Origin of the sequence: Streptomyces carminius (assembly GCF_002794255.1) — a bacterium.
GTDB lineage: Bacteria > Actinomycetota > Actinomycetes > Streptomycetales > Streptomycetaceae > Streptomyces > Streptomyces carminius.
The window spans coordinates 142573-169082 of record NZ_PGGW01000071.1; the positions used below are offsets into that span (position 1 = coordinate 142573).

Here is a 26510-nt window from a genome sequence, read left to right on the forward strand (position 1 = left end):
CCGGCCCCGGACCGGCCCCGGGACCAAGGTCCCGCCTTCCCCGTCCGGCCCCGCCACCGGCCCGCTCAGCCGCGCCGTTGCCCGCCCATCTGGTGCTTCCAGGGCGGGTTGGCACCGCGGGCCGCGCAGGTCGCGGCGGCGACCGCGGCCCCGGTGGCCAGAGCTTCCGCCAGCAGGCCGGGGGTCAGGCCGTCCAGCCGTCCGCCCAGGGCCCCGCCGGTGTGCAGGGCGTGGAGCAGACCGGCCATGAACGAGTCGCCCGCGCCGACGGTGTCGACCACCTCCACGGGCGGGGCGGGTACCCGCAGCCGCTCGCCGTCCAGGGAGGCCAGGGCGCCGTCGCCGCCGAGCGTGACGACGACCAGCCGGACGCCGTGGCCGTGGAAGACGTCGGCGGCGGCCCCGGGGTCCAGGCCGGGCAGGAGGTGGCCGAGGTCGTCGTCGGACAGCCGCAGGATGTCGGCCGCCGCGCACCAGCGCGGCAGCCGCTCCCGGTAGACGGCCGGGTCCACCAGCAGCGGCCGGACGTTGGGGTCCAGCGAGACGGTGGCCCGCTCCCGCGCCCGCTCCAGCAGCCGCTCCACCGCTTCCGAGCCCGGTGGCCGCACCAGCGCCAGCGAACCGGTGTGCAGGCAGGCCATGGGGGCCGCCGCGGCCGTCGCCAGCTCCTCGTCCGTCCACTGCCAGTCGGCGGTGCCCTCGGCGTGGAAGGAGTAGTCGGCACGGCCCTCGGCATCGAGGTCCGCGACGGCCAGGGTGGCGGGCCGACCGGTCGTCACCGCCGCGCCGAGGTCCACCCCGGAGGCGGTCAGGTGCGCGCGGAAGAGCCTGCCGAAGACGTCCTGCGACAGCCGGCCGAGGAAGCGGGTGGGGGTGCCGAGCCGGGCGAGCGCCACGGCGGTGTTGGCGGGGCCGCCGCCGGGCAGGACCTCCAGGCCGAGTGTGGGCAGGTCCGGCCCGTTGCCCGTCCCGGAGGTGCTGTCGGCCGGGACGGTGAAGGCGTCGGCGACGCACTCGCCGAGGACGGCGACGGGGGGCGCGGGGGCGGAGCCGTCGGCCCGGCCGCCTTTCGGGGCGCTGCTGATCGTGGGCATGCCGGTCATTGTGGCCCGGGTCCGCCCGCTTCTCCCGCGCCCGGCGGGCCCGGACCGGATCCGGGCGGGAACCGGAGCGGGACCGGGCCGCAAACGGGCCGGCGGACGCGTGTTCCGGCGGCGTGCTTCACTGGGCGGCGTGGAGAACCCCGAACACGCGGCGACGACCGGGACCACCGGGACCGTCACCGTCACCACCTGGTCGTTCGAGCAGACCGCACCGGAGGACCTCTCCCCCGCCCGCGTCCCGGATCCCGGGTCCGGCGTCCGGATCGCCCTGGCCCGGGTCCCCAGCCCGGAGTTCAGCCGGTTCCTCTACACCGCCGTCGGCGGGGACGTCACCTGGACGGACCGGCTGGGGTGGCCGTACGCGCGGTGGCAGGCGTACCTGGCCCGGCCCGGTGTGGAGACCTGGGCGGCGTTCGAGCACGGCACCCCGGCCGGATACGCCGAACTGGACCCGCAGCCGGGCGGCGTGGTGGAGATCGCCTATTTCGGCCTGATCCCGGCCTTCCGGGGGCGGGGTATCGGCGGCCATCTGCTGTCGTACGCGACCGCGCGCGCCTGGGACCTGGCGGAGCGCGCGCCGGGGCGGGAGCCCACCCGGCGGGTGTGGCTGCACACCTGCTCCAAGGACGGCCCCCACGCGCGGGCGAACTACACCCGGCGCGGTTTCCGGCTCTTCGGCACCAGGGTGACGCGGGAGCCGGCCGTGCCCGCGCCGGGTCCGTGGCCGAAAGCGTTCGCCCCACATCCCCCGGAGCTGTGAGCGACACCACAGCGTCTCACCAGGCGGGACGGCTTTGTCCATATCTCGGATAGCGGTGGACTGCCGCGAGAAACGCGTGCCACGCTTCTGTCATGTCTCGAGCTGGAATTGCCTTGGTGAGTCGGCGGCACGTCGACCTCGGCCGCATGTCCAGCGCCATCTGTCCGGCGGGCTGACAGTCCCAGCACCGCCGCACCCCCGCCGCCCCGACACCGCGGGCAGGCGATCCCCGCCCCACGCTCCGCGCCGGAGAGCGCGCACGTCCGCGCGCCCCGCGCGGATCCGCCCCGCACCGGCGCAGCCGAGTCCAGCCGAAGGACGTAGACACCGCCATGGCCGACACCCGCAAGCCAGCCAGCGCTGCCCCGACCCGCCGCAAGGCCGGCCGCCACCGCGGCGAAGGTCAGTGGGCCGCCGGACACTTCACCCCTCTCAACGGCAACGAGCAGGTCAAGAAGGACGATGACGGTCTCAATGTGCGGACACGCATTGAGACGATCTACGCCCACCGGGGCTTCGACTCCATCGACCCCTCCGACCTGCGCGGCCGGATGCGCTGGTGGGGCCTGTACACCCAGCGCAAGCCCGGGATCGACGGCGGCAAGACCGCGGTCCTGGAGCCGGAGGAGCTGGACGACGAGTACTTCATGATGCGCGTGCGCATCGACGGCGGACGGCTGACCACCGAGCAGCTGCGCGTCATCGGCGAGATCTCCCAGGAGTTCGCCCGCGGCACCGCCGACATCACCGACCGGCAGAACATCCAGCTCCACTGGGTGCGGATCGAGGACGTCCCCGAGATCTGGCGCCGGCTGGAGAGCGTGGGCCTGTCCAGCACCGAGGCGTGCGGCGACACCCCGCGCGCCTTCCTCGGCTCGCCGGTCGCCGGGATCGCCGCCGACGAGATCATCGACGGCACCCCCGCCCTGGAGGAGGCCAAGCGCCGCATCGTCGGCAATCCGGCGTACTCCAACCTGCCGCGCAAGTTCAAGACCGCCATCTCCGGCTCCCCGCTGCTGGACGTGGCACACGAGATCAACGACGTCTCCTTCGTCGGCGTCCGCCACCCCGAGCTGGGCCCCGGCTTCGACCTGTGGGTGGGCGGCGGCCTGTCCACCAATCCCAAACTCGGCGTCCGGCTGGGCGCCTGGGTGCCGCTGGAGGACGTCCCGGACGTCATGGAGGGCGTCGTCTCGATCTTCCGCGACTACGGCTACCGCCGGCTGCGCAACCGCGCCCGGCTGAAGTACCTGGTCGCCGACTGGGGACCGGAGAAGTTCCGCCAGGTGCTGGAGGACGAGTACCTGACGCGGAAGCTGGCCGACGGCCCCGCCCCCGAGCTCCCCGACCGGCGCTGGCGCGACCACATCGGTGTGCACGCCCAGAAGGACGGCCGGTACTACGTCGGCTTCGCCCCCCGCGTCGGCCGCGTCGACGGCACCACCCTCACCAAGATCGCCGAGCTGGCCGAGGCGCACGGCTCGGGCCGGGTCCGCACCACCGTCGAGCAGAAGATGCTCGTCCTGGACGTGCCCGGGGACCAGGTGGAGTCCCTGGTGGAAGGGCTGGAGGCGATGGACCTGACCGCGCGTCCGTCCGTCTTCCGGCGCGGCACCATGGCCTGCACCGGCATCGAGTTCTGCAAGCTGGCCATCGTCGAGACCAAGGGCCGCGCGTCCTCGCTCATCGACGAACTGGAGCGCCGGATGCCGGAGTTCGACGAACCGGTCGCCATCAACGTCAACGGCTGCCCCAACTCCTGCGCCCGCATCCAGACCGCGGACATCGGCCTCAAGGGCCAGCTCGTCACCGACGCCGACGGCAACCAGGTCGAGGGCTACCAGGTGCACCTGGGCGGCTCCCTCGGCCTGGACCCCGGCTTCGGCCGCAAGGTCCGCGGGCTGAAGGTCACCGCCACCGAGCTGCCCGACTACGTCGAGCGCGTCCTGACCCGCTACCAGGAGCAGCGGCAGGACGGCGAGCGGTTCGCCCAGTGGGCGGCCCGCGCCGGTGAGGGGGACCTCAAGTGAGCGAGCGGGCCGCGCCGTTCTACTGCCCCTACTGCGGGGACGAGGACCTGCGCCCGTCCGAGGCCGGCCACGGCGCCTGGGAGTGCGCCTCCTGCAACCGCGCCTTCAAGCTGTCCTTCCTCGGCCTGCTGGCCGAGGGGCTGCGGCGGTCCGGCCCGGGCGAGAACGAAGGGAGCGTCCGATGACCCCCACCGACGACCGGCCGGACCTGCGGCGGGACGCCGGCGAACTGCGGCACGTCGCCGAGAAGGCGGGCCACGAGCTGGAGGACGCCCCGGCCCTGGAGATCCTGCGCTGGGCCGCCGACACCTTCGGACCGCGCTTCTGCGTGACCTCCTCGATGGAGGACGCGGTCGTCGCGCACCTCGCCTCGCGGGCGATGCCCGGGGTGGACGTGGTGTTCCTCGACACCGGCTACCACTTCCCGGAGACCATCGGCACCCGGGACGCGGTGGCGGAGGTGATGGACGTCAACGTCATCACGCTCACCCCGCGGCAGACGGTGGCCGAGCAGGACGCCGAGCACGGGCCGCGGCTGCACGACCGCGATCCGGACCTGTGCTGCGCGCTGCGCAAGGTCGCCCCCCTGGAGCGGGGGCTGCGGGCGTACGACGCCTGGGCCACCGGCCTGCGCCGCGACGAGTCCCCGACCCGGGCGAACACCCCGGTCGTCGGCTGGGACGAGCGGCGCGGCAAGGTCAAGGTCTCGCCGATCGCCCGCTGGACCCAGGACGACGTGGACGCCTACGTCGCCGAGCACGGTGTGCTGACCAACCCCCTGCTGATGGACGGCTACGCCTCCGTCGGCTGCGCCCCCTGCACCCGGCGGGTGTCGGCGGGCGAGGACGCCCGGGCCGGCCGCTGGGCCGGGCGCGGCAAGACCGAGTGCGGACTGCACGTCTGATGGCCGACCCGGAAGGCCGGACGGATGACCCGACGGATGACACGGCGATGACCCGACAGATGACCCGACGGACGAGGAGCTGCGGATGAGCGGGGCGACCGCCCCCGGCGCGGGCGGGACCGGCGAGGGGGCCACGGTCTGGCTCACCGGTCTGCCGAGCGCCGGCAAGACGACGATCGCCCACGCGCTGGCCGGCCGGCTGCGCGAGGAGGGGCACCGGGTGGAGGTGCTGGACGGCGACGAGGTGAGGGAGTTCCTCTCCGCCGGGCTGGGCTTCTCCCGGGCGGACCGGCACACCAACGTGCAGCGGATCGGCTTCGTCGCCGAACTGCTCGCCTCCAACGGGGTGAAGGCCCTGGTCCCGGTGATCGCGCCGTACGCCGACAGCCGCGAGGCGGTGCGCAAGCGCCACCAGGCGGAGGGCACCGCGTATCTGGAGGTCCATGTGGCCACCCCGGTCGAGGTGTGCTCCGAGCGCGACGTGAAGGGGCTGTACGCCCGGCAGGCCGCGGGCGAGCTGACCGGGCTGACCGGAGTGGACGACCCCTACGAGCCGCCGGCCGACCCCGATCTGCGGATCGAGGCGCACACCGAGACCGTTCAGGACTCCGCAGCCAGGCTGTACGCACTGCTCGCCGAGAGGGGACTGGCGTGACGACCGCGACCGAAGCGACCGGGGCGACTGGGACGACCGGGCCCGCCACGACCGGGGAGAGCGAGCCCGCCGGGGACACCGGAGCCCCGTACACACTCACCCACCTGGACGCGCTGGAGTCCGAGGCGGTGCACATCTTCCGCGAGGTGGCCGGTGAGTTCGAGCGGCCGGTGATCCTGTTCTCCGGTGGCAAGGACTCCATCGTGATGCTGCACCTGGCGCTGAAGGCGTTCGCCCCGGCGCCGGTGCCCTTCGCGCTGCTGCACGTGGACACCGGCCACAACTTCCCCGAGGTGATCGCCTACCGGGACCGCGTGGTGGCCGAGCACCGGCTGCGGCTGCACGTGGCCTCCGTGCAGGAGTTCATCGACCGCGGCGAGCTGCGCGAGCGCGCGGACGGCACCCGCAACCCGCTGCAGACGGTGCCGCTGCTGCGCGCGATCGAGACGGGCCGGTTCGATGCGGTCTTCGGCGGCGGGCGCCGCGACGAGGAGAAGGCCCGCGCCAAGGAGCGGGTGTTCTCGCTGCGCGACGAGTTCGGCGGCTGGAACCCGCGCCGCCAGCGCCCCGAGCTGTGGCAGCTCTACAACGGCCGCCACGCGCCCGGGGAGCACGTACGGGTCTTCCCGCTGAGCAACTGGACCGAGCTGGACGTGTGGCAGTACATCGCCCGGGAGAAGATCGAACTCCCGGCCATCTACTACGCCCACACCCGCGAGGTCTTCCGCCGCAGCGGCATGTGGCTGGCGCCGGGCGAGTGGGGCGGCCCGAAGGAGGGCGAGACGGTCGAGACGCGCCAGGTGCGCTACCGCACCGTCGGCGACATGTCCTGCACCGGTGCGGTGGACTCCGACGCCGTCACCATCGAGCAGGTCATCGCGGAGATCGCGGCATCCCGGCTCACCGAGCGGGGCGCGACCAGGGCCGACGACAAGCTGTCGGAGGCCGCCATGGAGGACCGCAAGCGTGAAGGGTACTTCTGATCCGATGACCGCCGACACCGCCAACGACACCGTCAACGACACCGCAGCGGGCACCGGGACGGGCACCGCCTCCGCCGCGGCGGAGCTGCTCGCGACCACCTCGCTGCTGCGCTTCGCCACCGCCGGGAGCGTGGACGACGGCAAGTCCACCCTGGTCGGGCGGCTGCTGCACGACTCCAAGTCGGTCCTGGCCGACCAGCTGGAGGCCGTCGAGCACGCCTCCCGCAGCCGCGGCGCCGAGGGCCCGGACCTGGCCCTGCTGACCGACGGCCTGCGCGCGGAGCGCGAGCAGGGCATCACCATCGACGTCGCCTACCGCTACTTCGCCACCCCGCGCCGCCGGTTCATCCTGGCCGACACCCCCGGCCATGTGCAGTACACCCGCAACATGGTCACCGGCGCCTCCACCGCCGAACTGGCCATCATCCTGGTCGACGCCCGCAACGGCGTGGTCGAGCAGACCCGCCGGCACGCCGCGGTCGCCGCCCTGCTGCGCGTCCCGCACGTGGTGCTGGCCGTCAACAAGATGGACCTGGCCGGTTACGGCGAGGCGGTCTTCTCGGCCATCGCGGACGAGTTCACCGCCTACGCCGCCTCCCTGGGCGTCCCCGAGATCACCGCGATCCCCATCTCGGCGCTGGTCGGCGACAACGTGGTGACCCCGTCCGCGAACATGGACTGGTACAGCGGCCCGACCGTCCTGGAGCATCTGGAGACCGTCCCGGTCAGCCACGACCTGGCGGCCTGCGCGGCCCGTTTCCCGGTGCAGTACGTCATCCGCCCCCAGACGCCCGAGCACCCCGACTACCGCGGCTACGCGGGCCAGATCGCCTCCGGCGCGTTCCGCGTCGGCCAGCGGGTGACGGTGCTGCCCTCGGGCCGCACCTCCACCGTCGAGGGCATCGACGTGCTCGGCCAGTCCGTGGCCAACGCCTGGGCCCCGCAGTCCGTCACCCTCCGGCTGGCGGACGACCTCGACATCTCCCGCGGCGACCTGATCGCCCCCGCCGAGGAGGCCCCGACCACCACCCAGGACGTCACCGCCACCGTCTGCCATCTGCACGACACCCCGCTGCGGGTCGGCCAGCGGGTGCTGCTGAAGCACACCACCCGCACCGTGAAGGCGATCGTCAAGGAGATCCCCTCCCGGCTGACCCTGGACGACCTCTCCCAACACCCCGAGCCGGGCGAGCTGGCGGCCAACGACATCGGCCGGGTGCGGATCCGTACCGCCGAGCCGCTGCCGCTGGACGCCTACGCCCTCTCCCGGCGCACCGGATCGTTTCTGCTGATCGACCCCGCCGACGGCGCCACCCTCACCGCCGGCATGGCCGGTGACGCCTTCGCCGAGGCCGCCGCCAGGACGGCCGGAACCGCCGCCGACGGTGCCGGCACCGGTGCCGACGACGGATGGGACTTCTGACCATGACGACGACGGTGACGGTGACGGTGACGGTGAGGACGGCGGCCGGGGCGCCGGAGAACGCCTTCGCCACCTTCGACCTCACCGGCGGCCGCATCGGCAGCGGCGCCGTGGGCAGCGGGCAGGGCGGACTGGCGGGATGCCGTCGGTGACCCCGGTACCCCCGCCGCACGCCCCGCGACACCTCCTGCCGCACGCCCCGCACGTCCCCGCCGCGCACGTCGGCGCACCCCAGCCGTAGCGCCGCCCGCCCCCGGGTGGCGAACGACGAGAGGACTCCGCTGTGTCCACCGAACTCGCCACCGCCGCCCCGGCGCCGTCCGTCACCGGCGCCGGGGCCGGGCGGCAGACCGGTCAGCAGGACGGGCCGCACACCGAGCAGCAGACCGGGCAGCACGGCCCGTACGCGGTGCGGCTCGAGCACGTGTCGAAGAGCTTCGGTCCCCACCGCGGCGGCGGAGGCGGCCAGCAGGTGCTGGACGACATCGGGCTGCGGGTCGCGCCCGGGGAGTTCGTCTGCCTGCTGGGCGCCTCCGGCTGCGGCAAGTCCACCCTGCTCAACCTGGTCGCCGGGCTGGACCGGCCGACCTCGGGCGAGGTGCGGGTGCCGCACGGGCGGCCCGCGCTGATGTTCCAGGACCACGCCCTGTTCCCGTGGCTGAGCGCCGGCCGCAACGTGGAGCTGGCGCTGAAGCTGGCCGGGGTGCCCAGGGCCGAGCGGCGCGGCCGGGCCGAGGAACTGCTGCGGCTGGTGCGGCTGCCGGACGCCTACGGCAAGCGGGTGCACCAGCTCTCCGGCGGCATGCGGCAGCGCGTGGCGCTGGCCCGCTCGCTGGCGCAGGGCAGCCGGGTGCTGCTGATGGACGAGCCCTTCGCCGCGCTGGACGCCATCACCCGCGACCTGCTCCACGAGGAGCTGACCCGGGTGTGGCGCGAGCGGGAGCTGACCGTCCTGTTCGTCACCCACAACGTCCGCGAGGCGGTGCGGCTGGGCCAGCGGGTGGTGCTGCTGTCCTCGCGTCCGGGCCGGATCGCGCACGAGTGGCGGGTGGACGCTCCCCACCCGCGCCGTATCGAGGACTCTTCGGTCACCTCCCTCGCCCGGGAGATCACCGGCCATCTGCACGAGGAGATCGTCCGCCATGCCCGCCACTGACACCGAGGACTCCCGGCAGGGCCTGCGGAAGGCGGCGGACGCCGACGATCCGGCCGGCCCCGGCGGCACCTCCGGCGTCTCCGGGGCCTCCGACGACTCCGACGAGATGGCGTCCGGTCTGGACGCCCTGGAGTCCCCCGCCTCCACGCCCGGGGCCGCCTCCCGGCGGGTGCTGGCCAAGGTCGCGCCCCCGCTGGCGGCGATCGCCCTGGTGCTGGCGCTGTGGCAGACGGCCCACACGCTGGGCTGGTCGGCCACCCTGCCCGCCCCGGCCGCCGTGTGGCGCGAGCTGGCCGGTGCCTGGTCGGACGGCACCCTGCTGCCCGCGCTGGGCCACAGCCTGCTGCGCTGTCTGACCGGCTTCGCCGCCTCGGTGGCCATCGGTGTTCCGCTGGGGCTGCTGCTGACGAGGCTGGCGATGCTGCGCACGGTGCTGGGACCGATCCTGTCGGCCGTGCAGTCGCTGCCCGCCGCCGCGCTGGTGCCCGTCGCGGTGATCGCGCTGGGCAACTCCGAGGGCGCGGTGTACGCGGTGGTGCTGCTGGGCGCCGTCCCGTCGATCGCCGTCGGGGTGACCGCCGCCGTGGACCAGGTGCCGCCGCTGCTGCTCCGGGCGGGCCGTTCGATGGGCGCCGGCGGGCTGACCGGCGCCGTCCACGTCCTGGTGCCCGCCGCCCTGCCCGGCTTCGTCACCGCGCTGCGGCACGGCTGGACCTTCGGCTGGCGCGCCCTGATGACCGCCGAGCTGATCACCGCCACTCCGCTGCCCGGCATCGGCCGGATGCTGGACGCCGGGCGGCAGAGCGGCGAGATGAGCCTGGTGCTGGCCTCTGTGGTGCTGATCCTGGCCGTGGGCGTGGCCGTCGAGTCGGCGCTGTTCTCGCCGGTGGAACGCCGGGTCCTGCACAGCCGCGGGCTGGCCGCGGCCGGGAGGTGAGCCGGCCCGTGCGGACCGTTCCCCCGCCCTCCCCGTACCGCGCCGGCACCGGCAGCGGTGCCGGCCGGCCGGCCCTGCTGGTCGTCGCCCACGGCAGCCGCGACCCCCGGCACGCCGCGACCGTGGCGGCGCTGTGCGCGCGGCTGCGGACCCTGCGCCCCGGGGTGCGGGTCGAGGTCGGCCATCTGGACTTCAACGCGCCGTCCGTCCCCCGGACGCTCGCCCGGCTGCACGACGAGGGGGTGCGCCGGGTGGTGGCCCTGCCGCTGCTGCTCACCCGCGCCTTCCACGCCAAGGCGGACATCCCCCAGGTGCTGGGCGAGACGGCCGCCCGCCTGCCGCGGCTGGCGGTGCGCCAGGCCGGGGTGCTGGGCCCGGACCGGCTGCTGACGGCCGCCCTGCGGCGGCGGCTGCGCCAGGCCGGGCTGCGGCCCGGCGACGAGTGCTCGACCGGAGTCGTCCTGGCCTCGGCGGGCTCCAGTGACCCGGAGGCGATCGCGGTGATCGCAGAAATCGCGCGGGAGTGGCGGCGTACCGCCGGTTGGTGCGCCGTGCGGCCCGCGTTCGCCTCCGCTGCCCTTCCCCGCACCGCCGACGCGGTCCGGGAGCTGCGCGCGGCGGGCGTACGGCGGGTGGCCGTCGCCCCGTACGTCATCGCGCCCGGCTTCCTGCCGGACCGCATCGCCGCGGGCGCCCGCGAGGCGGGCGCGGACGTGCTGGCCCCGGTGCTGGGCGACGCCCCGGAGCTGGCCGCGCTGCTGGCCCGCCGCTACGACGAGGCCGCGGCGGCGTGGCCGGAGACGGTGTCGCCGACGGCCGGGGGCCTGCCCATCAGCGCCTGACCGGCTCCCCGCCTGCCGGGGCTCGTCCTTCCTACCGGGCGAGCATGTCCAGCAGGGCGGTGACCGTGCGCCAGTTGCGTCCGGTGACCGTCCGCCCCCGGCAGGCGGCCTCCAGCGCGCCGGGCAGCTTGCTGCGGCCCATGCCGCCGGGGAACCAGCAGTACAGCTCGCGCTCCCCGGCCCGGAACTCATCCGGCGCGAAGGCCGCCGCGTCCACCGCCGCCAGCCGCGCGGCGTCCGGGGCCCGGTCGAGGAAGAGGACCAGCAGCTTCGCCGGGTCGCTGTCGGCCGGGTAGGGGCAGGCCTCGGCCGCCGCGCGCAGCTCGCCGGCGGTACGGACCAGGCAGTCGACGGTGAAGCCGAACCGCTCGGCGAGCGCGGCCCCCAGCACCCGCGCCAGCTCCCCGGTGTCCCGCCCTGCGGTGGTGAAGACGGCGTTTCCGCTGGCCAGGTGGGTGCGTACGCCGTCCCAGCCCAGCCCCGTCAGTGTCTCGCGCAGCTCGGCCATGGGCACCTTCCGGTGCCCGCCCACGTTGATCCCGCGCAGCAGCGCCACATACCTCTGCGGCTGTCCCGGTTGTCCCGTCATACCGGGACCCTAGTCGTTCCGTCCGGGGAGGTCCGCCGGGGTCCCTCGCCGGAGGCGGGAAAGGTGCCGCGGGACGAGGGGCCGCCTTCGCGCCCGGCGGCTCCAGCGGCTCCGGCGGCCCGGCGCCGGGCCGGGGGCGCGAGCCGATGGGCCCTCCCGGTCACGGCACCGGCCCGGAGTGCGACGGCGGCGGTCAGTCCCGTACCGCCCCGGCCCGCGTACCGGCCCGGTCCAGCTCCGCCTCGATCAGGTCCGCCGCGCGGGAGGTGCCGCCCTCGGCGGCCATCCCCGCGCGGATCTCGCGCAGCCGCCCGGCGACGGCCGGGTCGCCGGTCAGCTCCAGCACGGCGGTGCGCAGGGCGCCGGCGGTGGCCTCCTCCTTGGGCAGGTACCGGGCCACGCCCAGGCTGCGCAGCATCTCGGCGTTGCCGAACTGGTCGACGGCCTGTGGTACGGCGACCATCGGCACCTCGCAGGCCAGCCCCTCCTGGCTGCCGCCGGCTCCGGCGTGGGTGACGAAGGCGTCGGCCTGCTTCAGGACCGCAAGCTGCGGCACCCAGGAGCACACCTCGACGTTGCCGGGCAGGCCGCGCCCCTCCGGGTCGAGCTCGGCCGGGTCCACATGCCTGCCGATCGGGAGTACGACGTACCAGCCGGGCAGATCGCCGAAGGCCGCGACGCACTCCCGGTAGAAGGCGGGCTCCTTGGTGAAGCTCGACCCCAGGGAGACCAACAGCACCTTCCTGCCCTCGGCTCCTTCGGGCCGGTGCCACTGCCCCTGGTGGGCGCGGTCGCCCTGGCAGGCGCCGACAAAGGTGTAGACGTCCTCGTTCACCCGGTCGGCGTGGGGCTGGAGCACCCGCGGGATCAGCACCAGGCAGCGGTCGGGCCGTCCCACGAAGCGGTCGGGGTCCATCGCCACACCGTTGCCGGCCAGCCAGCGCTCGAAGCGCTCGTAGTAGGCGATGCCGCGCGGGGTGCGCTTCAGCTCGGCGTACATCGGCTCGGCCACCTCCTCCTCGTAGCCCTCCCAGGCGACCAGGTTCGGCGAGAGCTGGACGTGGGGCACGCCCCAGCGCCGGGCGAGGACCCGGGCGGGGTAGGAGGTGATGTCGGCCAGGACGAGGTCGGGCTCGTCACCCTCGAACAGCTTCGCGAGCCGGGGCAGCGCCTGGATCGCGTCGTCCAGGAACGGCTCAACGTTGTCGATCAGCTCGGTGCCCCAGTCGTCCGGGTCGTCGTCGGTCGGCAGGGTGGAGGAGTAGATCCTCGGCTCGGCGCCGGTGTCCGCCACCACCTCCGCGAAGGACTCGGGGATGGCGTAGCTGACCCGGTGCCCGCGCCGCACGAGCTCGCGGATCACCTCCAGGGAGGGGTGCACATGGCCGGCGGCGGCGATGCTGAACATGGCGATGTGGGCGGGGCGGGAAGCGGGCATGATCCGACTCTAGGGTCGTCGGCGAACACCCCGCACCCGCTTTTCCGGCGGTCCCCGGGGGATCCGCGCGCTGCGGTTCCCGCGGAACCGCACGTTACCGGTGAGGGACACGGGTTCTCCGGGGGTGGGGGTTTCCCCACCCCCGGGCGGGGGGTGGCAGCCACCCGGCTCACCGGTGGGCGGGATGGGCCGCGCGCTCCCCCCGCCATAGCGTCGGTGCGGAAGGTGACGGCACCGGGCCGTCGCCGCGTGTCAGGGGGATGGGCCGTGTCGTACAACCCGCGTACCGGGACAGCGGAACGCAGAAGACCGCGTGGGGTGGCCGCACGCGTCGGGGGGTGGAGCGTCCGGCACCGCTGGGCCGCGGTGGGGATCTGGGTGCTGTTCGTCGTACTGGCCCTGGGCGCGGGCGGTGTGGCGGGGAAGGCGGAGACCGGAGAGGGCGAACGGCTCCCGGGCGAGTACGGGCAGGCGGCCCGGCTGATCGAGGAGGCCGGGCTGACGGAGCCGTCGGCCGGGAGCGTCCTCGTGCAGGCCGTCGGGAGGGGAACGAAGGCGACGGACGGCGAGTTCCGCGCCGCGGTGGACGAGGTGGCCGCCGCGGTCCGGGACTCGGGCGAGGTCTCCTCGGTGGCCTCCCCCTACGAGACCGGCACGATCTCCCCGGACGGGCGCTCGGCGCTCGTGCGCTACACGCTGCGCGGTGATCCGGAGACCGCCGCCGAGCGGATCGACCCGGTGGTCGGAGCCGTGGCGAAGGTGCAGGACCGCCACGAGGGCGAGCTGCGGATCGCGGAGATCGGCGGCGCCAGCATGGGGAAGGCCTTCGACGACGCCTTCGGCGACGACTTCCGGCAGGCGGAGTTCTCGGCGGTGCCGATCGCCTTCGGCATCCTGCTGATCGCCTTCGGCGCGCTGGTCGCGGCGCTGCTGCCGGTCGTCCTGGCCCTCATGGCGATCGCCGCCACCATGGGCCTGATGGGCGTGGCCGGCCATGTCGTGCCGATGGGTGACAACGCCAACTCGGTGATGCTGCTGGTGGGCCTGGCTGTGGGAGTGGACTACTGCCTGTTCTACCTGCGCCGCGAGCGCGAGGAGCGGCGGGCGGGCCGGGACGCCCGTACGGCCCTGGAGACCGCGGCGGCCACCTCCGGCCGGGCGATCCTGGTCTCCGGTGTCACGGTCATGGTGGCGATGGTGGGGATGATGCTCACCGGGGTCGCCGATTTCGAGGGGATGGGCCTGGCCTCGCTGATGGTGGTCGGGGTCGCCATGGTCGGCTCGGTGACGGTCCTGCCCGCGCTGCTGTCGCTGCTGGGCGAGCGTGTCGACAAGGGCCGGGTGCCGTTCCTGGACCGGCTCGGACGGCGGGCCGGCGGAGCCGGCCGTACCGGTGGTGCGGACGGCGAGAGCCGGGTCTGGCGCGCGGTGCTCGGCCGGGTGCTGCGGCGTCCCGCGGTGTGGCTGGCGGTCTCGGTGGGCCTCCTGGTGGCCGTCGCCCTCCCGGCGCTCGGGATGCGGACCGAGAACCTGACACTGGACCAGGAGTTCGGCGACTCCCTGCCGATCGTCCAGACCTACAACCGGGTCAACGAGGCGTTCCCCGGCGGCTCCGAGCCCGCCGAGGTGGTCGTCGCGGCGGACGACATCGGCGCCGCCCCGGTGCGGGCGGCCATCGCGGACTTCCGGGAGCGGGCGCTGTCCTCCGGCGCCTCCGAGGGGCCGGTCGAGGTGACCGTGCACGAGGCGGAGAACCTCGCCGTCATCAACGTCCCCCTGGTGGGCGGCTCGGACCAGGAGCGGGCGGAGCGGAGCCTGACCGTGCTGCGCGAGGAGGTGCGCCCGGCCACCCTGGGCGCGGTCGAGGTCGTCGAGGCGCCGATCGGCGGGGCGGTCGCCGCGTCCAAGGACTTCACCGACCAGATCTCCGGGTCGGTGCTCCCGGTCCTCGCCTTCGTCGTTGCCCTCTCCTTCCTGCTGATGCTGATGTCGTTCCGCTCCCTGACGATCGCGCTCACCTCCATCGTGCTCAACCTGCTGTCGGTGGGTGCGGCGTACGGCATCCTCACCGCCGTCTTCCAGTACGGCTGGGGTGCCTGGCTGGTGGGCGCCGAGGAGGCCGGGGCGATCGTCTCCTGGCTGCCGCTGTTCCTGTTCGTGATCCTGTTCGGGCTGAGCATGGACTACCACGTCTTCGTGGTCTCCCGGATCCGCGAGGCGTGGACGCTCGGCCACGGCACGCACGAGGCGGTACGGCGGGGCATCGCCACCACGGCGGGCGTCGTGACCAGCGCCGCGGCCATCATGGTCGGCGTCTTCGCGATCTTCGGAACGCTCTCCATGCAGAGCATGCAGCAGATGGGGGTCGGGCTGGCCGCCGCGGTGCTCATCGACGCCACGCTCATCCGGGCGGTCGTCCTGCCCGCCGCGATGGCGCTGCTGGGCGAGCGGAACTGGTACTTCCCGCGCGTGCTGCGGTGGCTGCCGGACCTGACGCACGACGAGCCCCCGGCGACACGCACCGCGCCCTCCGGCGGACCCGCCGCCGCGCCGGACCGGGGGCCGGGTCCCCGGTCCGGCGACGAGCGGGAGCCCGTCCGGATGTGACCGGCGGGACGGCCCCCGCCGCTCCCGGCGCCGTGCGGCGCGGTCCGGTGGACCGCGCCGCACGGCGGTCCCATCGGCGGGCGGCTCGGGACCGGCGGCTCAGGACACCGGCCGGGAGTCCGTCCAGACCGACTCGAACTCCTCGCGGTAGAGATGGAACAGCCCGTGCTCGCTGCCCTCCCCCACCGGCCCGGGACCGCCGTACGCGCCCCCGTGCACGAGATCCCGGCCGCCGCCGCGCAGCACCAGCACCGGGGCCTCCATGCCGCGGGTCCGCCGCAGGTACGACTGGACGACGGCGACGCCGTCCGGCCCGTCGCCGTCGACGAGGTAGGCGGTGAAGCGCGGCGTCTCGTCGAAGACGTGGATCTCGAAGGCCCCGGTGTCCCGCACCCGGGTGCGGACCCGGCGCATGTGGAGGATGTTCGTCTCCACCGAACGGCTCAGCTCGCCCTTCTTCAGCCCCAGCTCCCGCTCCCGGCGCCGTACCGCGCTGCTGGCCGGGTTGAGGAAGAGCAGCCGCACCCGGCAGCCGGAGTCGGCCAGCCGCATCAGCCGGCGGCCGGAGTAGTTCTGGACCAGCAGGTTGAGGCCGATGCCGATGGCGTCCAGCCGCCGCGCGCCGCCGAACAGGTCCTCGGCCGGGAGCTGGCGCTGGAGGCGCACCCGGTCCGGGTGGACGCCGACGACGTCCGCGAAGCGGTCGCCGACCAGCTCCTCCACCGCGTCCACCGGGAGCCGGCGGGCGGAGGGGACGTCCCGGCCGGCGCCCAGCAGGTCCAGCAGCCGGGCCGAGATCCGCTCGGCCTGGGCGAGCACGGCCGGGGACAGCGCGCGGTTGCGGGCCACCGCGCTGCGGGCCACCTCCAGCTCGTCCAGGGCCAGCTCCAGCTCGCGGCGCGCCTCGAAGTACGGCTCGAAGCAGGGCCAGTGCTGCACCATGAGCTCGCGCAACTGCGGCAGGGTGAGGAAGGACAGCAGATTGTCGTCGGCCGGGTCGAGCAGATAGCCCTTGCGGCGGCTGACCTCGCGGACGGCCACCGCCCGCTGGACCCACTCCTGCCCGGCCGGCCCGGCCGCGGCCACCACCCACTCCTCGCCGTGCACCGGCTCGTAGACCGGCCGCAGGACCGCCGCGACCACCGCGCGCAGCCGCTGCTCGACGAGGTTGAGCCAGATGTACGCCCGCCCCGCCCGCTGGGCGCGCTGCCGCACCTCCGCCCAGTCCCCGGCGCCCCAGGCCAGGTCCGCGCCGATCTCCATCGGACGCGCCAGGGACACCGTGCCGGGCGGCACTCCGGGCGGTGCTCCGGACGGCATCCCGGACGGGCCGGCACCGCCCTCGCTCCCACCGCCTGGGGGGAGCTCAAGCCCTCCCGAGCTCACCTGCCTGTGCACCGCCTTCCGGACCCGCGCTCTGTCGATCAAGGAGCCTACTGTGCCCGCGGGAGGGCGCGCAGCCGTATCCCGGGACCAAGTTCCTTTGCTCGTACGCTCATCCGGGGGAAGATAAACGCCGCGTCCGCTCGGCGCGCCCGTACTGCGCGAGGATTCGGCAGCAGCGGGTAGAGGGATCCCGACAGGAACCGCGACAGAACCGCGGCAGCAACGCGACAGGAAGAGTCGACATGCAGGTCTGGCCGGGACGGGCCTATCCCCTCGGCGCCACGTACGACGGCGCGGGAACGAACTTCGCCGTGTTCTCGGAGGCGGCGGAACGCATCGAGCTGTGTCTGCTGCACGACGACGGCTCGGAGACGGCCGTCGAGCTGCGCGAGTCCGACGCCTTCGTACGGCACGCCTATCTGCCGGGCGTGATGCCCGGCCAGCGGTACGGCTTCCGGGTCCACGGGCCGTACGAGCCGGAGAAGGGCCACCGGTGCAACAGCGCCAAGCTGCTGCTCGACCCCTACGCCCGGGCGATGAGCGGGGCCATCGACTGGAACGAGTCGGTCTACGGCTACCACTTCGACGACCCCGAACGGCGCAACGACCTGGACTCGGCGCCGCACACCATGGCGTCCGTGGTCGTCAACCCCTACTTCGACTGGGGCGACGACCGGCCGCCGCGCACCGACTACCACCAGACGGTGATCTACGAGGCCCATGTGAAGGGCCTGACCATGCTCCATCCGGAGCTGCCGGAGGACCTGCGCGGCACCTACGCGGCGCTCGGCCATCCGGCGATCATCGAGCACCTCACCCGGCTGGGCGTCACCGCGCTGGAGCTGATGCCGGTGCACCAGTTCGTCACCGACCACCGGCTGGCCGACGCGGGGCTGGCGAACTACTGGGGCTACAACACCATCGGCTTCTTCGCCCCGCACAACGCCTACGCCTCCTGGGGGGACCGGGGCCAGCAGGTGCTGGAGTTCAAGCAGGCGGTCAAGGCGCTGCACCAGGCCGGGATCGAGGTGATCCTGGACGTGGTCTACAACCACACGGCCGAGGGCAACCACCTGGGCCCCACGCTCTCCTTCCGGGGCCTGGACAACCTCTCGTACTACCGGCTGACGGACGACCCCCGCTACTACATGGACACCACCGGCACCGGCAACTCGCTGCTGATGCGCTCCCCGCACGTGCTCCAGCTGATCATGGACTCGCTGCGCTACTGGGTCACCGAGATGCACGTGGACGGCTTCCGCTTCGACTTGGCGGCGACGCTGGCGAGGCAGTTCCACGAGGTGGACCGGCTGTCGTCGTTCTTCGACCTGGTGCAGCAGGACCCGGTGGTCAGCCAGGTGAAGCTGATCGCCGAGCCGTGGGACGTGGGCGAGGGCGGCTACCAGGTGGGGAACTTCCCGCCGCTGTGGACGGAGTGGAACGGCCGCTACCGGGACACCGTGCGGGACCTGTGGCGGGGCGAGCCGCGCACCCTGGCGGAGTTCGCCTCCCGGCTGACCGGCTCCTCGGACCTGTACCAGGACGACGGGCGCCGGCCGCTGGCCTCGATCAACTTCGTGACCTGCCACGACGGCTTCACGCTGCACGACCTGGTGTCGTACAACGAGAAGCACAACGAGGCCAACGGCGAGGGCAACCGGGACGGCGAGAGCCACAACCGCTCCTGGAACTGCGGGGCCGAGGGCGACACCGACGACGCGGACATCCGCGCCCTGCGCGGTCGGCAGATGCGCAACTTCATCGCCACCCTGCTGCTCTCCCAGGGCGTGCCGATGCTCAGCCACGGCGACGAGTTCGCCCGCACCCAGCGGGGCAACAACAACGCATACTGCCAGGACGGCGAGCTGTCCTGGGTGCACTGGCCCGAGCCGGACGAGAAGCATCCGCTGTGCGAGTTCGTACAGGCCATGGTGGGCCTGCGGCGCGAGCACCCGGCCTTCCGGCGGCGGCGCTTCTTCCACGGCCGGCCGGTGGAGGGCACCCACGACGAGCTCTCGGACATCGCCTGGTTCACCCCCGAGGGGGAGGAGATGACCCAGCGCGACTGGCAGGAGGCGCAGGCCAGGGCACTGACGGTGTTCCTCAACGGCAACGCGATCTCCGAGCCCGGCGAGCGCGGCGAGCGGATCTGTGACGACTCCTTCCTGCTGATGTTCAACGCCCAGTCCACCCCGCGCGCCTTCGTGGTCCCGGCCGACCACGGCAGCCAGTGGCAGGTCGTGGTGGACACCGCGCGGGAGGACGCGGTGCCGCCCGGCTCGGGCCCCACGGTCAAGGCGGGCGACCGCGTCACCCTGGTGGACCGCAGCCTGACGGTGCTCCAGCGGCCGGCCGGCCAGCGCGGCACGGCGGCCGCGCGGACGGACGGCCGCCGCCGGTAGCCGTACGCCCCGCCGCGGCCGTGGACCGCCCGGACGGCCGCGCCCGGATCCGCGTGCCGTCCGGGCGGTCCACCGCACGGCCCACAGCCGCGGCGGATTCGGGCGCGGCTCGCCGGGAACACCCAAGCCCATGACGTCCGATCTGCCTCCCGAGTCGTCCCCGTTCCCGTCCCCGTCCCCTTCCGGTGCCTCCCGTACCGCCCCGCCGACCGCCACCTACCGGCTCCAGCTCCAGCCGGGTTTCCCGTTCGCCGCCGCCGCCCGGGTGGTGCCGTACGCCGCCTCGCTGGGCGTGTCGCATCTGCACCTGTCCCCGGTGCTGGAGGCGGTCCCCGGCTCCGCGCACGGCTACGACGTGACCGGGCACGCCCGGGTGCGCGAGGAGCTCGGCGGCGAGGAGGGGCTGCGGGCGCTGGCCCGCACCGCACGGGAGCACGGCCTGGGCATCGTGCTGGACATCGTGCCCAACCACATGGGCGTCCCCGCGCCCGAGCGGCTGAACGAGCCGCTGTGGGAGGTGCTGCGCGAGGGCCCGGCCTCGCCGTACGCCCGCTGGTTCGACATCGACTGGGAGGCCGGCGACGGCCGGGTGCTGCTGCCGGTCCTCGGCGGACGGCTCGGCGACGAGCTGCGGGCGCTGTCCGTCCGCGACGGCGCGCTGGCCTACTACGACCATCGCTTCCCGCTGCGCGCGGGCACCGAGGACCTGCCGCTGCCCGAGCTGCTGGACGCCCAGCACTACCGGCTGGCCTGGTGGCGGCTGGCCCGCACCGAGCTGAACTACCGGCGGTTCTTCACCATCTCCGACCTGATCGGGCTGCGGGTGGAGGACCCGGAGGTCTTCGCCGCCACCCATGAGTGCGTGCTGCGGCTGGTGCGCGAGGGCGTGGTGGACGGGCTGCGGGTGGACCACCCGGACGGGCTGGCCGATCCCGGCGCGTACCTGCTGCGGCTGCGCGAGGAGACCGGCGGCGTCTGGACGGTGGTGGAGAAGATCCTCGGTCCCGCCGAGCGGCTGCCGGTGTCCTGGCCGGTCGCCGGGACCACCGGCTACGACGCGCTGCGCCACCTCGACGGCCTGTTCACCGACCCGGCGGGCCACGCGGAGCTGGTGCGGCTCCACCGGGAGTCCACCGGCGCCGCGCCGGATACGGGCGGGGCGTGGGAGGCGACGGTGCGGCGGGCCGCGCGGGAGGTCGTCGCCCACGACCTGGCCGCCGAGGTGGAGCGGCTCACCCGGACGGCCGCGGCGGTGTGCGAGACCGCGCCCGGCCTGGCGCTGCGCGACCACGCGCCCTGGGCGCTGCGCACCGCCATCCGGGAGACGCTGGTGCGGCTGCCGGTGTACCGGCCGTACATCACCGCGGGCGGGCCGGTGAGCGCGGAGGACCGGGCGATGCTGGAGGAGGCCGCCGAGGGGGCGCGGACGGCGTTCGCCGTGCCGGAGGAGGCCGCCTCGGTGGACGTGGTGCGGGACCTGGCGCTGGGCCGGCTGGGCACCGGCGAGGCGCAGCGGGACTTCTGCGCGCGGTTCGCGCAGGTGAGCGCGGCACTGCGGGCCAAGTCGGAGGAGGACACCGCCTTCTACCGGTACACCCCGCTGCTGTCGGCCAACGAGGTGGGCGGCAGCCCGGGGAATCCCCTGGTGGCGCCGGAGGAGTTCCACGCCTACTGCGCGCGCCTCCAGCGCGACTGGCCGGCCACCGGCACCGTGCTGTCCACGCACGACACCAAGCGCAGCGCGGACGTCCGGGCGGCGATCGCGGTGCTGAGCGAGTGCCCCGAGCGGTGGGCCGGGCTGCTGGCGGAGGCGGCGGAGGAGACGCTGCGCACCGGCGGCGTCGAGGCCCCGGACCGCCACCTGGCGTGGTCGGCCTGGCAGACGGCGTACGGCATGGGTTTCCCCGAGCAGGAGCGGCTGGTGCCCGCGCTGCTGAAGGCCGTGCGGGAGGCGGGGCTGCGCACCAGCTGGACGGAGCCGGACCCCGGCTACGAGGAGGCCGTCGAACGCTTCACGGCGGCCGGGCCGGGCGGGCCGCCGCTGTACACGGTCACCGCCTTCGCCCGGGAGCTGCGGGAGCCGGTGCGGGCCAACGTGCTCGGCGCGGCGCTGCTGCACCTGACCATGCCCGGGGTGCCGGATCTCTACATGGGCACCGAGCGGGTGTACGCCGCGCTGGTGGACCCCGACAACCGCCGCCTGCCCGACTTCCCGGACGGGGACGGCGCCGAGGGCGCCGCGCACGAGGCGGACACCGCGGCCCGGGACGCCGAGGACCTGACGGGCGCCCTGCCGCCCGGCCTGTCGGAGGAGAAGCGGCGGCTGACCGTCGCCGCCCTGCGGCTGCGGCGCGAGCACCCCGAGTGGTTCGGCGCCGCGGCCTCGTACGAGCCGCTGCGGGCCGCCGGGCCGGCGGCGGACCACTGTGTGGCGTTCACCCGCTCCGGCGCGGTCGCCACCGTGGTCACCCGGCTCTCGCTGCGACTGGCCGGGGCGGGCGGCTGGCGGGACACGGCCCTTCAGCTGCCGCCGGGCCGGTGGCGGGACGCGCTGGACGGCCGGGAGCTGACGGGGCGCCTGCCCCTGGCGGAGCTGCTGGACGGTTCCCCGGCCGTGCTGCTGGTCCGGGACTGACCCGCGGCCGGGCCGGTCCGCCACGGGATCCGGGCGCGCCCGGCGCGGGCCGCCGCACCCGCCTGCCGGTGCTCCTCCCGCCCCGGCCGGGAGGAGCACCGGCACGCGAGGGGTTGTGCGCCTGCCGCGGCCGCAGCCGCCGACGGACTGACGTCTCGGACGCCAAGGGCACCCGGAAGCAGCTCAGCGCCCGCTCAGCCGGAAGCTGACCTGCCCGAACCGCACATGGTCCCCCGGCCGTACGCTCACCGCCCCGGTCACCCGGCGGCCGTTGACCCAGGTGCCGTTGGAGGAGCCCAGATCGCGCAGCGTCCAGCCCCGCACCGAGCTGTGGAGCTGGGCGTGCGTCCGGGAGACCGTCCCGTCGTTCAGCCGCAGCATCGAGCCGGGCGCGCGGCCGATGCTCATCGGATACGGGCCGGGCGGGGGCAGCATCAGCTCCGGCAGCCGGGCCGTCCGCCAGGCCCGCCGCAGCCGTCCGGGCAGCGCCGAGAGCCCGCCGACGATCCTCAGCAACGCCGGCTCCGGCGGGGCCGGGCGCAGGTCGTGGACCGCCGCCGCCAGCTCGTCGGCCCGGCGGGCGCCGAGGATCTGCTCCATCCGGCGCTCGAACGTCTGGTGCGACACACGGCCGACGGCCGCGCTCTCCCGCAGCACCTCCAGGGCGCGCTCCCGGTCCTCGTCCGACGGGCGCGGCGGGACCGCTCCCGACTCCAGAGATGCCATGACCGGTCATTCTCCGGACCCGGCCCCGGGCTGTCCAGCCCGGACCGGGGCGACCGGCGGCCGCCCACGCACCTGCCCCGGAGACGGGCGTCCGGGCACGGCGCCTCAGATCCGGCCGAGCTCGACCTCCACCGGGAAGGGTGCCGACGCCTTGACCGTGCCCGTGAACACGTCCCCCTCCCGGTAGGCCCGGGCCGCCGGGTCGAGGAGGTAGGTGTACACCAGCGGAACCCCAGTGGCGGCCTGCTCGATCCGCCAGTAGAAGGCGATGCCGGCCTTGGCGTACTGGTCCGTCTTGACGATCCGGTCGGTGGTCTCCGATCCCGGTGAGACGATCTCGGCGACCAGCAGCACGTGCTCCGGGCGAGTGGGTGTGATGTCGATCGTGTCCGCGCGGTACACGACGACGTCCGGGCGGCGGTTGGTGAGCGGCACGTCCTGCAGCCGGACGTCGAAGTCCGTGTCGGCGTTCCACTCCGGTCCCGCGGCGGCCTCCAGCGCGTTCGCGAGGATCCGGGCCAGGCGGTTGTGCCGCTTGGATGCGCTGGGACTCACGACGACCATCCCGTCCACGATTTCGATTCCCGCACACTGCTCCTCGGACCAGGAGTCGTACTGCTCCGCCGTGATCTGCTCGTGCATCCACGCGGGAGCCACCGGCTCGGCGGTCATGAGGACCTCCCTGAATCTGCGCGACGGACCCGGGTCTGCTGGAGCCCAGCGTACTGTTCCCGCTCCCCCGGTCTCAGGATGTCCGGGTCAGAGCAAGGCGAACGACCTGGATCAGATGAGTTCGAGTGTGATGTCACCGCCGGAAGCACCGGTGGTCCTCACTCGGTGGGACAGCCGGGTGAGGAAGTCACGGAAGCTGGGGCAGCCGTAGTTCCTCTCGTCGAAGGACGGATCCAAGGCAAGCATCCTGTTCTTCACCGATGCGGCGGTCGGCGTGGCCGTGGTGGCCTGCTGCATGGCCGAGACCAGCAGGGATTCGGCAGCCTCGATGTCGAAAGCAGCATCCCGTGCGGCCCGGGCACCGGGATCCACCTCGGCGACCAGAGTGCCCCAGTACTTGTACTCCGAGCAGACGGACACCAGGCGCCGACTCGCGCTCGCATCGGTCCCGACGCCCACGACCCATTTCCCGTATTCACGCAGTCGCTGGACGAGCGGGGTGTAGTCGCCGTCTCCGGCGACCAGGACGAACACCGTCACGTCGGGGTGGGCGATAAGAGTCTCCATCGCGTCGACGGCCATCCGCACGTCGGCCGCGTTCTTGCTGTTGGTCCCGAACCGTGCCACCTGGACGAGGTCGACACCGTTCATGCCCAGGTCCTGCTGGTACCGGCCGAAACGCGGGTTGGCCCAGTCGGCGTAGGCACGACGGATCGATGCATTGCCGTAATCGCGGCACAGATGGGTCAGCGCCTTGTACGGAACGGGGTTCGTCCTGCCGGAAATCTCCGACTCCGCTCCCAGCACCAGATTCTCGAAGTCCACGAAAACCGCCACCTGCTCGCCGAGATTCCGTTCGCTGTGCCGGCGCATCGTCCTCCCCCGAACACGAGCGCTCCCGAGCCCACCGCCGGCCTGCACACCCCAGCAGTCAAGAACGCAGGGAGACCGTAACGCCGCTCCGTGCGTTCACCGACCGCTGCGGCAGAGACCAGCACGGGGCGGGACCTTCCGTGCTATGGCCACCGAGACGGAGCACTCCGCCGCCCGGAATGCGCACCGGGAGAAATCAAGACACAGCGGCGAGTTCGATGAGGCGCTGGGCTGTACCGACAGGATCGACGATCTGGTGGAGATGTGTGCCGGGCAGGTGCGCCACACGCCAGCCCCGTTCGCGCGCCTCGGCGGCAAGGCCGTCATACGGGGAGCTGAACAGCAGGTAGGAACAGGGATGGTCGTCCCAGCCGCTGGGGACCGGGACACGCTGCTCGTAGTAGGACAGCGGCAGGGCGGGCTGCTCCTCGACGACCGTCCGCCGCATCACCGGATCAGGGAACATGGGCGCCGTATCCGCTTCGTCCCACCAGTCGGTCCAGCGCGGCAGCCTGCCGTTCACGGCCATCGGGCGGAGGAACTCCAACAGCTCGGGCGGGGCGACAGGGACCGACCCGGTCCGGGCCGGCAGTGCGGCATCGACGAAGATCGATCCGGTCACCGGATGGTCGAGGCCCGAGCGAATCACCGGCAGGAGCAGGCCCGCGTTGCTGTGGGCCACCAGTGCGACGGGGCTGTCTGCCGGGACGGGGCCCAGATCGTCGCGGACGGCGCTGACGGCACGAGGCCAGAAGGGCGGATCACCAGCGGTGATACCCAGCAGGGACGGCACCCGCACTCGGCATCCCGCCGCCACCAGGTGTTCGGCCACGGGTCGCCAGGTGGAGGGACCTATCGACGGGCTGTGTACGAGAACGAAGACCGGCTGCATGTGACGATCCTGTCGTCCACACCATCGGAGCCACGACAGCCTCCGCCGACAGCAGAACGCCCGGCTTCGGGGAAGCCCGTGTGCCACCGCCGTCCCCGACGGCCGGCCCGCCGCCGGGGTCCGGGACCGTTCCGGTGCCACCCGGTCCCCGCCGTACAGCGGACGGCTGACGGGACACGGCTGGTACGGAAGCCGCGCGACGGACGGGGGACAGGAAAACACGTGGACGCCCACCGGTCCTCCGGGCTACGGTGCCGCCACGCCCCTGCACCGGAAAGGGAGGTGAGAGCCGTGCACGCCGTCCGTACCCCTGCCGTCACGCGCTTCCGCCCCGTCCGCCGGGCGTTCCTCCTTCTCTGACCGGGAGCGCGGCGGTGTCCGCGTTCTCCGCGAAGGAATCACCACCATGTTCTCTCCGGCCCATCCGGCCTCCCCCGTCGTCCGCGCGCTCGCCGAGGGCGAGGCGCGCGAGCTGTTCACCTCCCTGTCCGCCCCCGCCGCGGACCTGATCGGCCCGCCCGTCATGGGCCGCCCGTACACCACCGTGGCCGAGGGCGGCGCGTACCGCCCCGAGTGGACCTGGGTGGCCCTGCGCGGCGGCACGGTCGTCGCGCGGGCCGCGTTCTGGGGCGGGCCGCACGACACCGAGCCGGTCGTACTCGACTGGTTCGACTTCACCGACCGCGACGCCGCCGTGGAACTGCTGCGCCGCGCCCCCTTCCGCGCCGGGTACGAGCTGGTGCTGCCGCCCGACTGGCACGAGCGGGACGAGGTCCGCGCCGCCGCCGAGGCCCGGACCGAGGCGGCCGAGGCCGCCGGGTACACGTTCCTGGTGGAGCGGTACCGCTACGAGTGGACCCCCGGGTGCGGGCTGCCCGAGCGGCCCGGGCGGCTGGAGTTCCGCCCCGTGCCGGACGGCGACGCGGGCGACGAGCTGGTCCTGGAGGTGCTGCGCCGGGTCCACTCAGACACCCTGGACGCGCACGCCCGCCGCGCGATCGCCGCGGGCGGCGTGGAGCGGGCGGCCCGGGAGGAGCTGGACTTCTTCCGCTGGTGCCCCTCGCCGCGCGCCTGGTGGCGGCTGGCGTACACGCCCGGCGGCGAGCTCGCCGGCATCCAGGTTCCGGCCCGCAACCCGTCCGGCCCGTGCGTCGGCTTCATCGGCGTGGTGCCCGAGCGGCGCGGCCACGGCTACGCCTACGACCTGCTGGTCGAGTGCACCCACCAGCTCGTCGCCGAGGGCGCGCGGAGCATCGCGGCGGCCACCGACGTCACCAACACCCCGATGGCCGCCCACTTCGCCCGGGCCGGGTATCCGGTGACACAGCGCCGCGTGTGCCTGGAGTAAAGGGTCCGCGGCCGGGCATGCCGGCCCCCTGACGCGCGCCGCCGCCGCGAGCAAGGGCTCGCGGCGGCTGGAGGGCCCGGGTCGTCGTGGAAATCCCGGTGCCCCGCACGACAGGCCGGGCACGACGGAGACGGCCTGTCCCGCGAGCG

General features: G+C 74.1%; 24 protein-coding genes. 16 read left to right on the forward strand and 8 right to left on the reverse strand.

What is annotated here, in order from left to right; genetic code table 11:
• Positions 1-65: 65 nt before the first annotated feature.
• Positions 66-1094 carry a carbohydrate kinase family protein gene (locus tag CUT44_RS31775; RefSeq protein WP_100205607.1) on the reverse strand — a complete coding sequence of 343 codons (1029 nt, stop codon included), beginning with the start codon at positions 1092-1094 and terminating at the stop codon, positions 66-68.
• Positions 1095-1233: 139 nt separating this feature from the next.
• On the opposite strand from CUT44_RS31775, the gene CUT44_RS31780 reads away from it, so the two are divergent.
• From CUT44_RS31780 to CUT44_RS31825, 12 genes are all read left to right on the forward strand, one after another.
• Positions 1234-1863 carry a GNAT family N-acetyltransferase gene (locus tag CUT44_RS31780; protein ID WP_233221813.1) on the forward strand — a complete coding sequence of 210 codons (630 nt, stop codon included), beginning with the start codon at positions 1234-1236 and terminating at the stop codon, positions 1861-1863.
• A gap of 92 nt (positions 1864-1955) precedes the next feature.
• Positions 1956-2039 carry a putative leader peptide gene (locus CUT44_RS34775; RefSeq protein ID WP_309471194.1) on the forward strand — a complete coding sequence of 28 codons (84 nt, stop codon included), beginning with the start codon at positions 1956-1958 and terminating at the stop codon, positions 2037-2039.
• Between the two features lie 156 nt (positions 2040-2195).
• The gene (locus CUT44_RS31785; RefSeq protein ID WP_100205461.1) at positions 2196-3893 is read left to right on the forward strand and encodes a nitrite/sulfite reductase; all 1698 of its coding nucleotides are present in this window, start codon (positions 2196-2198) and stop codon (positions 3891-3893) included.
• Positions 3890-4078 (forward strand): hypothetical protein, encoded by a 189-nt coding sequence (locus tag CUT44_RS31790; protein WP_100205462.1) that lies wholly within the window; start codon positions 3890-3892, stop codon positions 4076-4078. Before CUT44_RS31785 ends, CUT44_RS31790 begins: the two co-directional genes overlap by 4 nt.
• Positions 4075-4797, forward strand: coding sequence for a phosphoadenylyl-sulfate reductase (locus tag CUT44_RS31795; RefSeq protein ID WP_100205463.1), 723 nt, complete (start codon positions 4075-4077; stop codon positions 4795-4797). Before CUT44_RS31790 ends, CUT44_RS31795 begins: the two co-directional genes overlap by 4 nt.
• 85 nt (positions 4798-4882) lie before the next feature.
• Positions 4883-5452 carry an adenylyl-sulfate kinase gene (cysC, locus tag CUT44_RS31800; protein WP_100205464.1) on the forward strand — a complete coding sequence of 190 codons (570 nt, stop codon included), beginning with the start codon at positions 4883-4885 and terminating at the stop codon, positions 5450-5452.
• Entirely contained in the window at positions 5449-6435 is a 987-nt protein-coding gene (gene cysD, locus CUT44_RS31805; protein ID WP_100205465.1) for a sulfate adenylyltransferase subunit CysD, read from the forward strand. The genes cysC and cysD overlap by 4 nt, the downstream gene beginning before the upstream one ends.
• Positions 6436-6439: 4 nt before the next feature.
• Complete coding sequence (locus tag CUT44_RS31810; RefSeq protein WP_100205466.1) at positions 6440-7858, forward strand: sulfate adenylyltransferase subunit 1; 1419 nt, start codon at positions 6440-6442, stop codon at positions 7856-7858.
• Between the two features lie 2 nt (positions 7859-7860).
• Positions 7861-8010, forward strand: a complete 150-nt coding sequence (locus tag CUT44_RS33690) for a hypothetical protein (RefSeq protein WP_199185922.1) — start codon at positions 7861-7863, stop codon at positions 8008-8010.
• A gap of 257 nt (positions 8011-8267) precedes the next feature.
• A complete protein-coding gene (locus CUT44_RS31815) occupies positions 8268-9014 on the forward strand; it encodes an ABC transporter ATP-binding protein (RefSeq protein WP_233221837.1) in 747 nt (248 codons plus the stop codon).
• Positions 9001-9951, forward strand: a complete 951-nt coding sequence (locus tag CUT44_RS34650) for an ABC transporter permease (RefSeq protein ID WP_100205468.1) — start codon at positions 9001-9003, stop codon at positions 9949-9951. The genes CUT44_RS31815 and CUT44_RS34650 overlap by 14 nt, the downstream gene beginning before the upstream one ends.
• 8 nt (positions 9952-9959) lie before the next feature.
• Entirely contained in the window at positions 9960-10793 is an 834-nt protein-coding gene (locus CUT44_RS31825; protein ID WP_100205469.1) for a sirohydrochlorin chelatase, read from the forward strand.
• 31 nt (positions 10794-10824) lie between these two features.
• On the opposite strand, the gene CUT44_RS31830 is transcribed toward CUT44_RS31825, so the two are convergent.
• Positions 10825-11382, reverse strand: a complete 558-nt coding sequence (locus CUT44_RS31830; RefSeq protein ID WP_100205470.1) for a DUF1697 domain-containing protein — start codon at positions 11380-11382, stop codon at positions 10825-10827.
• A gap of 193 nt (positions 11383-11575) precedes the next feature.
• Positions 11576-12820: a macrolide-inactivating glycosyltransferase gene (mgt, locus tag CUT44_RS31835; protein WP_233221814.1), complete on the reverse strand. Its 1245-nt coding sequence runs from the start codon at positions 12818-12820 to the stop codon at positions 11576-11578.
• Positions 12821-13138: 318 nt separating this feature from the next.
• Here mgt and CUT44_RS31840 point away from each other — a divergent pair, with 318 nt between their 5' ends.
• Positions 13139-15427: an MMPL family transporter gene (locus CUT44_RS31840; RefSeq protein ID WP_233221815.1), complete on the forward strand. Its 2289-nt coding sequence runs from the start codon at positions 13139-13141 to the stop codon at positions 15425-15427.
• 99 nt (positions 15428-15526) lie between these two features.
• On the opposite strand, the gene CUT44_RS31845 is transcribed toward CUT44_RS31840, so the two are convergent.
• Complete coding sequence (locus tag CUT44_RS31845) at positions 15527-16813, reverse strand: SAV2148 family HEPN domain-containing protein (protein ID WP_100205608.1); 1287 nt, start codon at positions 16811-16813, stop codon at positions 15527-15529.
• Between the two features lie 242 nt (positions 16814-17055).
• Here CUT44_RS31845 and glgX point away from each other — a divergent pair, with 242 nt between their 5' ends.
• Together glgX and treY are read left to right on the forward strand one after the other, a co-directional pair.
• Complete coding sequence (gene glgX, locus CUT44_RS31850; protein WP_100205473.1) at positions 17056-19215, forward strand: glycogen debranching protein GlgX; 2160 nt, start codon at positions 17056-17058, stop codon at positions 19213-19215.
• 130 nt (positions 19216-19345) lie between these two features.
• Positions 19346-21850: a malto-oligosyltrehalose synthase gene (gene treY / locus CUT44_RS31855; protein WP_100205474.1), complete on the forward strand. Its 2505-nt coding sequence runs from the start codon at positions 19346-19348 to the stop codon at positions 21848-21850.
• Positions 21851-22033: 183 nt separating this feature from the next.
• Here the strand turns inward: treY and CUT44_RS31860 are convergent, their stop codons facing one another.
• The 4 genes from CUT44_RS31860 to CUT44_RS31875 all read right to left on the reverse strand — a co-directional run bounded on the left by CUT44_RS31860 (position 22034) and on the right by CUT44_RS31875 (position 24953).
• On the reverse strand, positions 22034-22576 hold the full coding sequence (locus CUT44_RS31860) for a DUF1707 and FHA domain-containing protein (protein ID WP_100205475.1): 543 nt from the start codon (positions 22574-22576) through the stop codon (positions 22034-22036).
• A gap of 105 nt (positions 22577-22681) precedes the next feature.
• Complete coding sequence (locus CUT44_RS31865; RefSeq protein ID WP_100205476.1) at positions 22682-23248, reverse strand: Uma2 family endonuclease; 567 nt, start codon at positions 23246-23248, stop codon at positions 22682-22684.
• A 111-nt stretch (positions 23249-23359) separates the two neighbouring features.
• Entirely contained in the window at positions 23360-24073 is a 714-nt protein-coding gene (locus tag CUT44_RS31870; RefSeq protein ID WP_199185923.1) for an NYN domain-containing protein, read from the reverse strand.
• A 244-nt stretch (positions 24074-24317) separates the two neighbouring features.
• On the reverse strand, positions 24318-24953 hold the full coding sequence (locus CUT44_RS31875; protein ID WP_233221816.1) for an alpha/beta hydrolase: 636 nt from the start codon (positions 24951-24953) through the stop codon (positions 24318-24320).
• 466 nt (positions 24954-25419) lie between these two features.
• Between CUT44_RS31875 and CUT44_RS31880 the strand changes: the two genes are divergently transcribed.
• Entirely contained in the window at positions 25420-26361 is a 942-nt protein-coding gene (locus CUT44_RS31880) for a GNAT family N-acetyltransferase (RefSeq protein WP_100205479.1), read from the forward strand.
• The last annotated feature ends 149 nt before the right edge of the window (positions 26362-26510 follow it).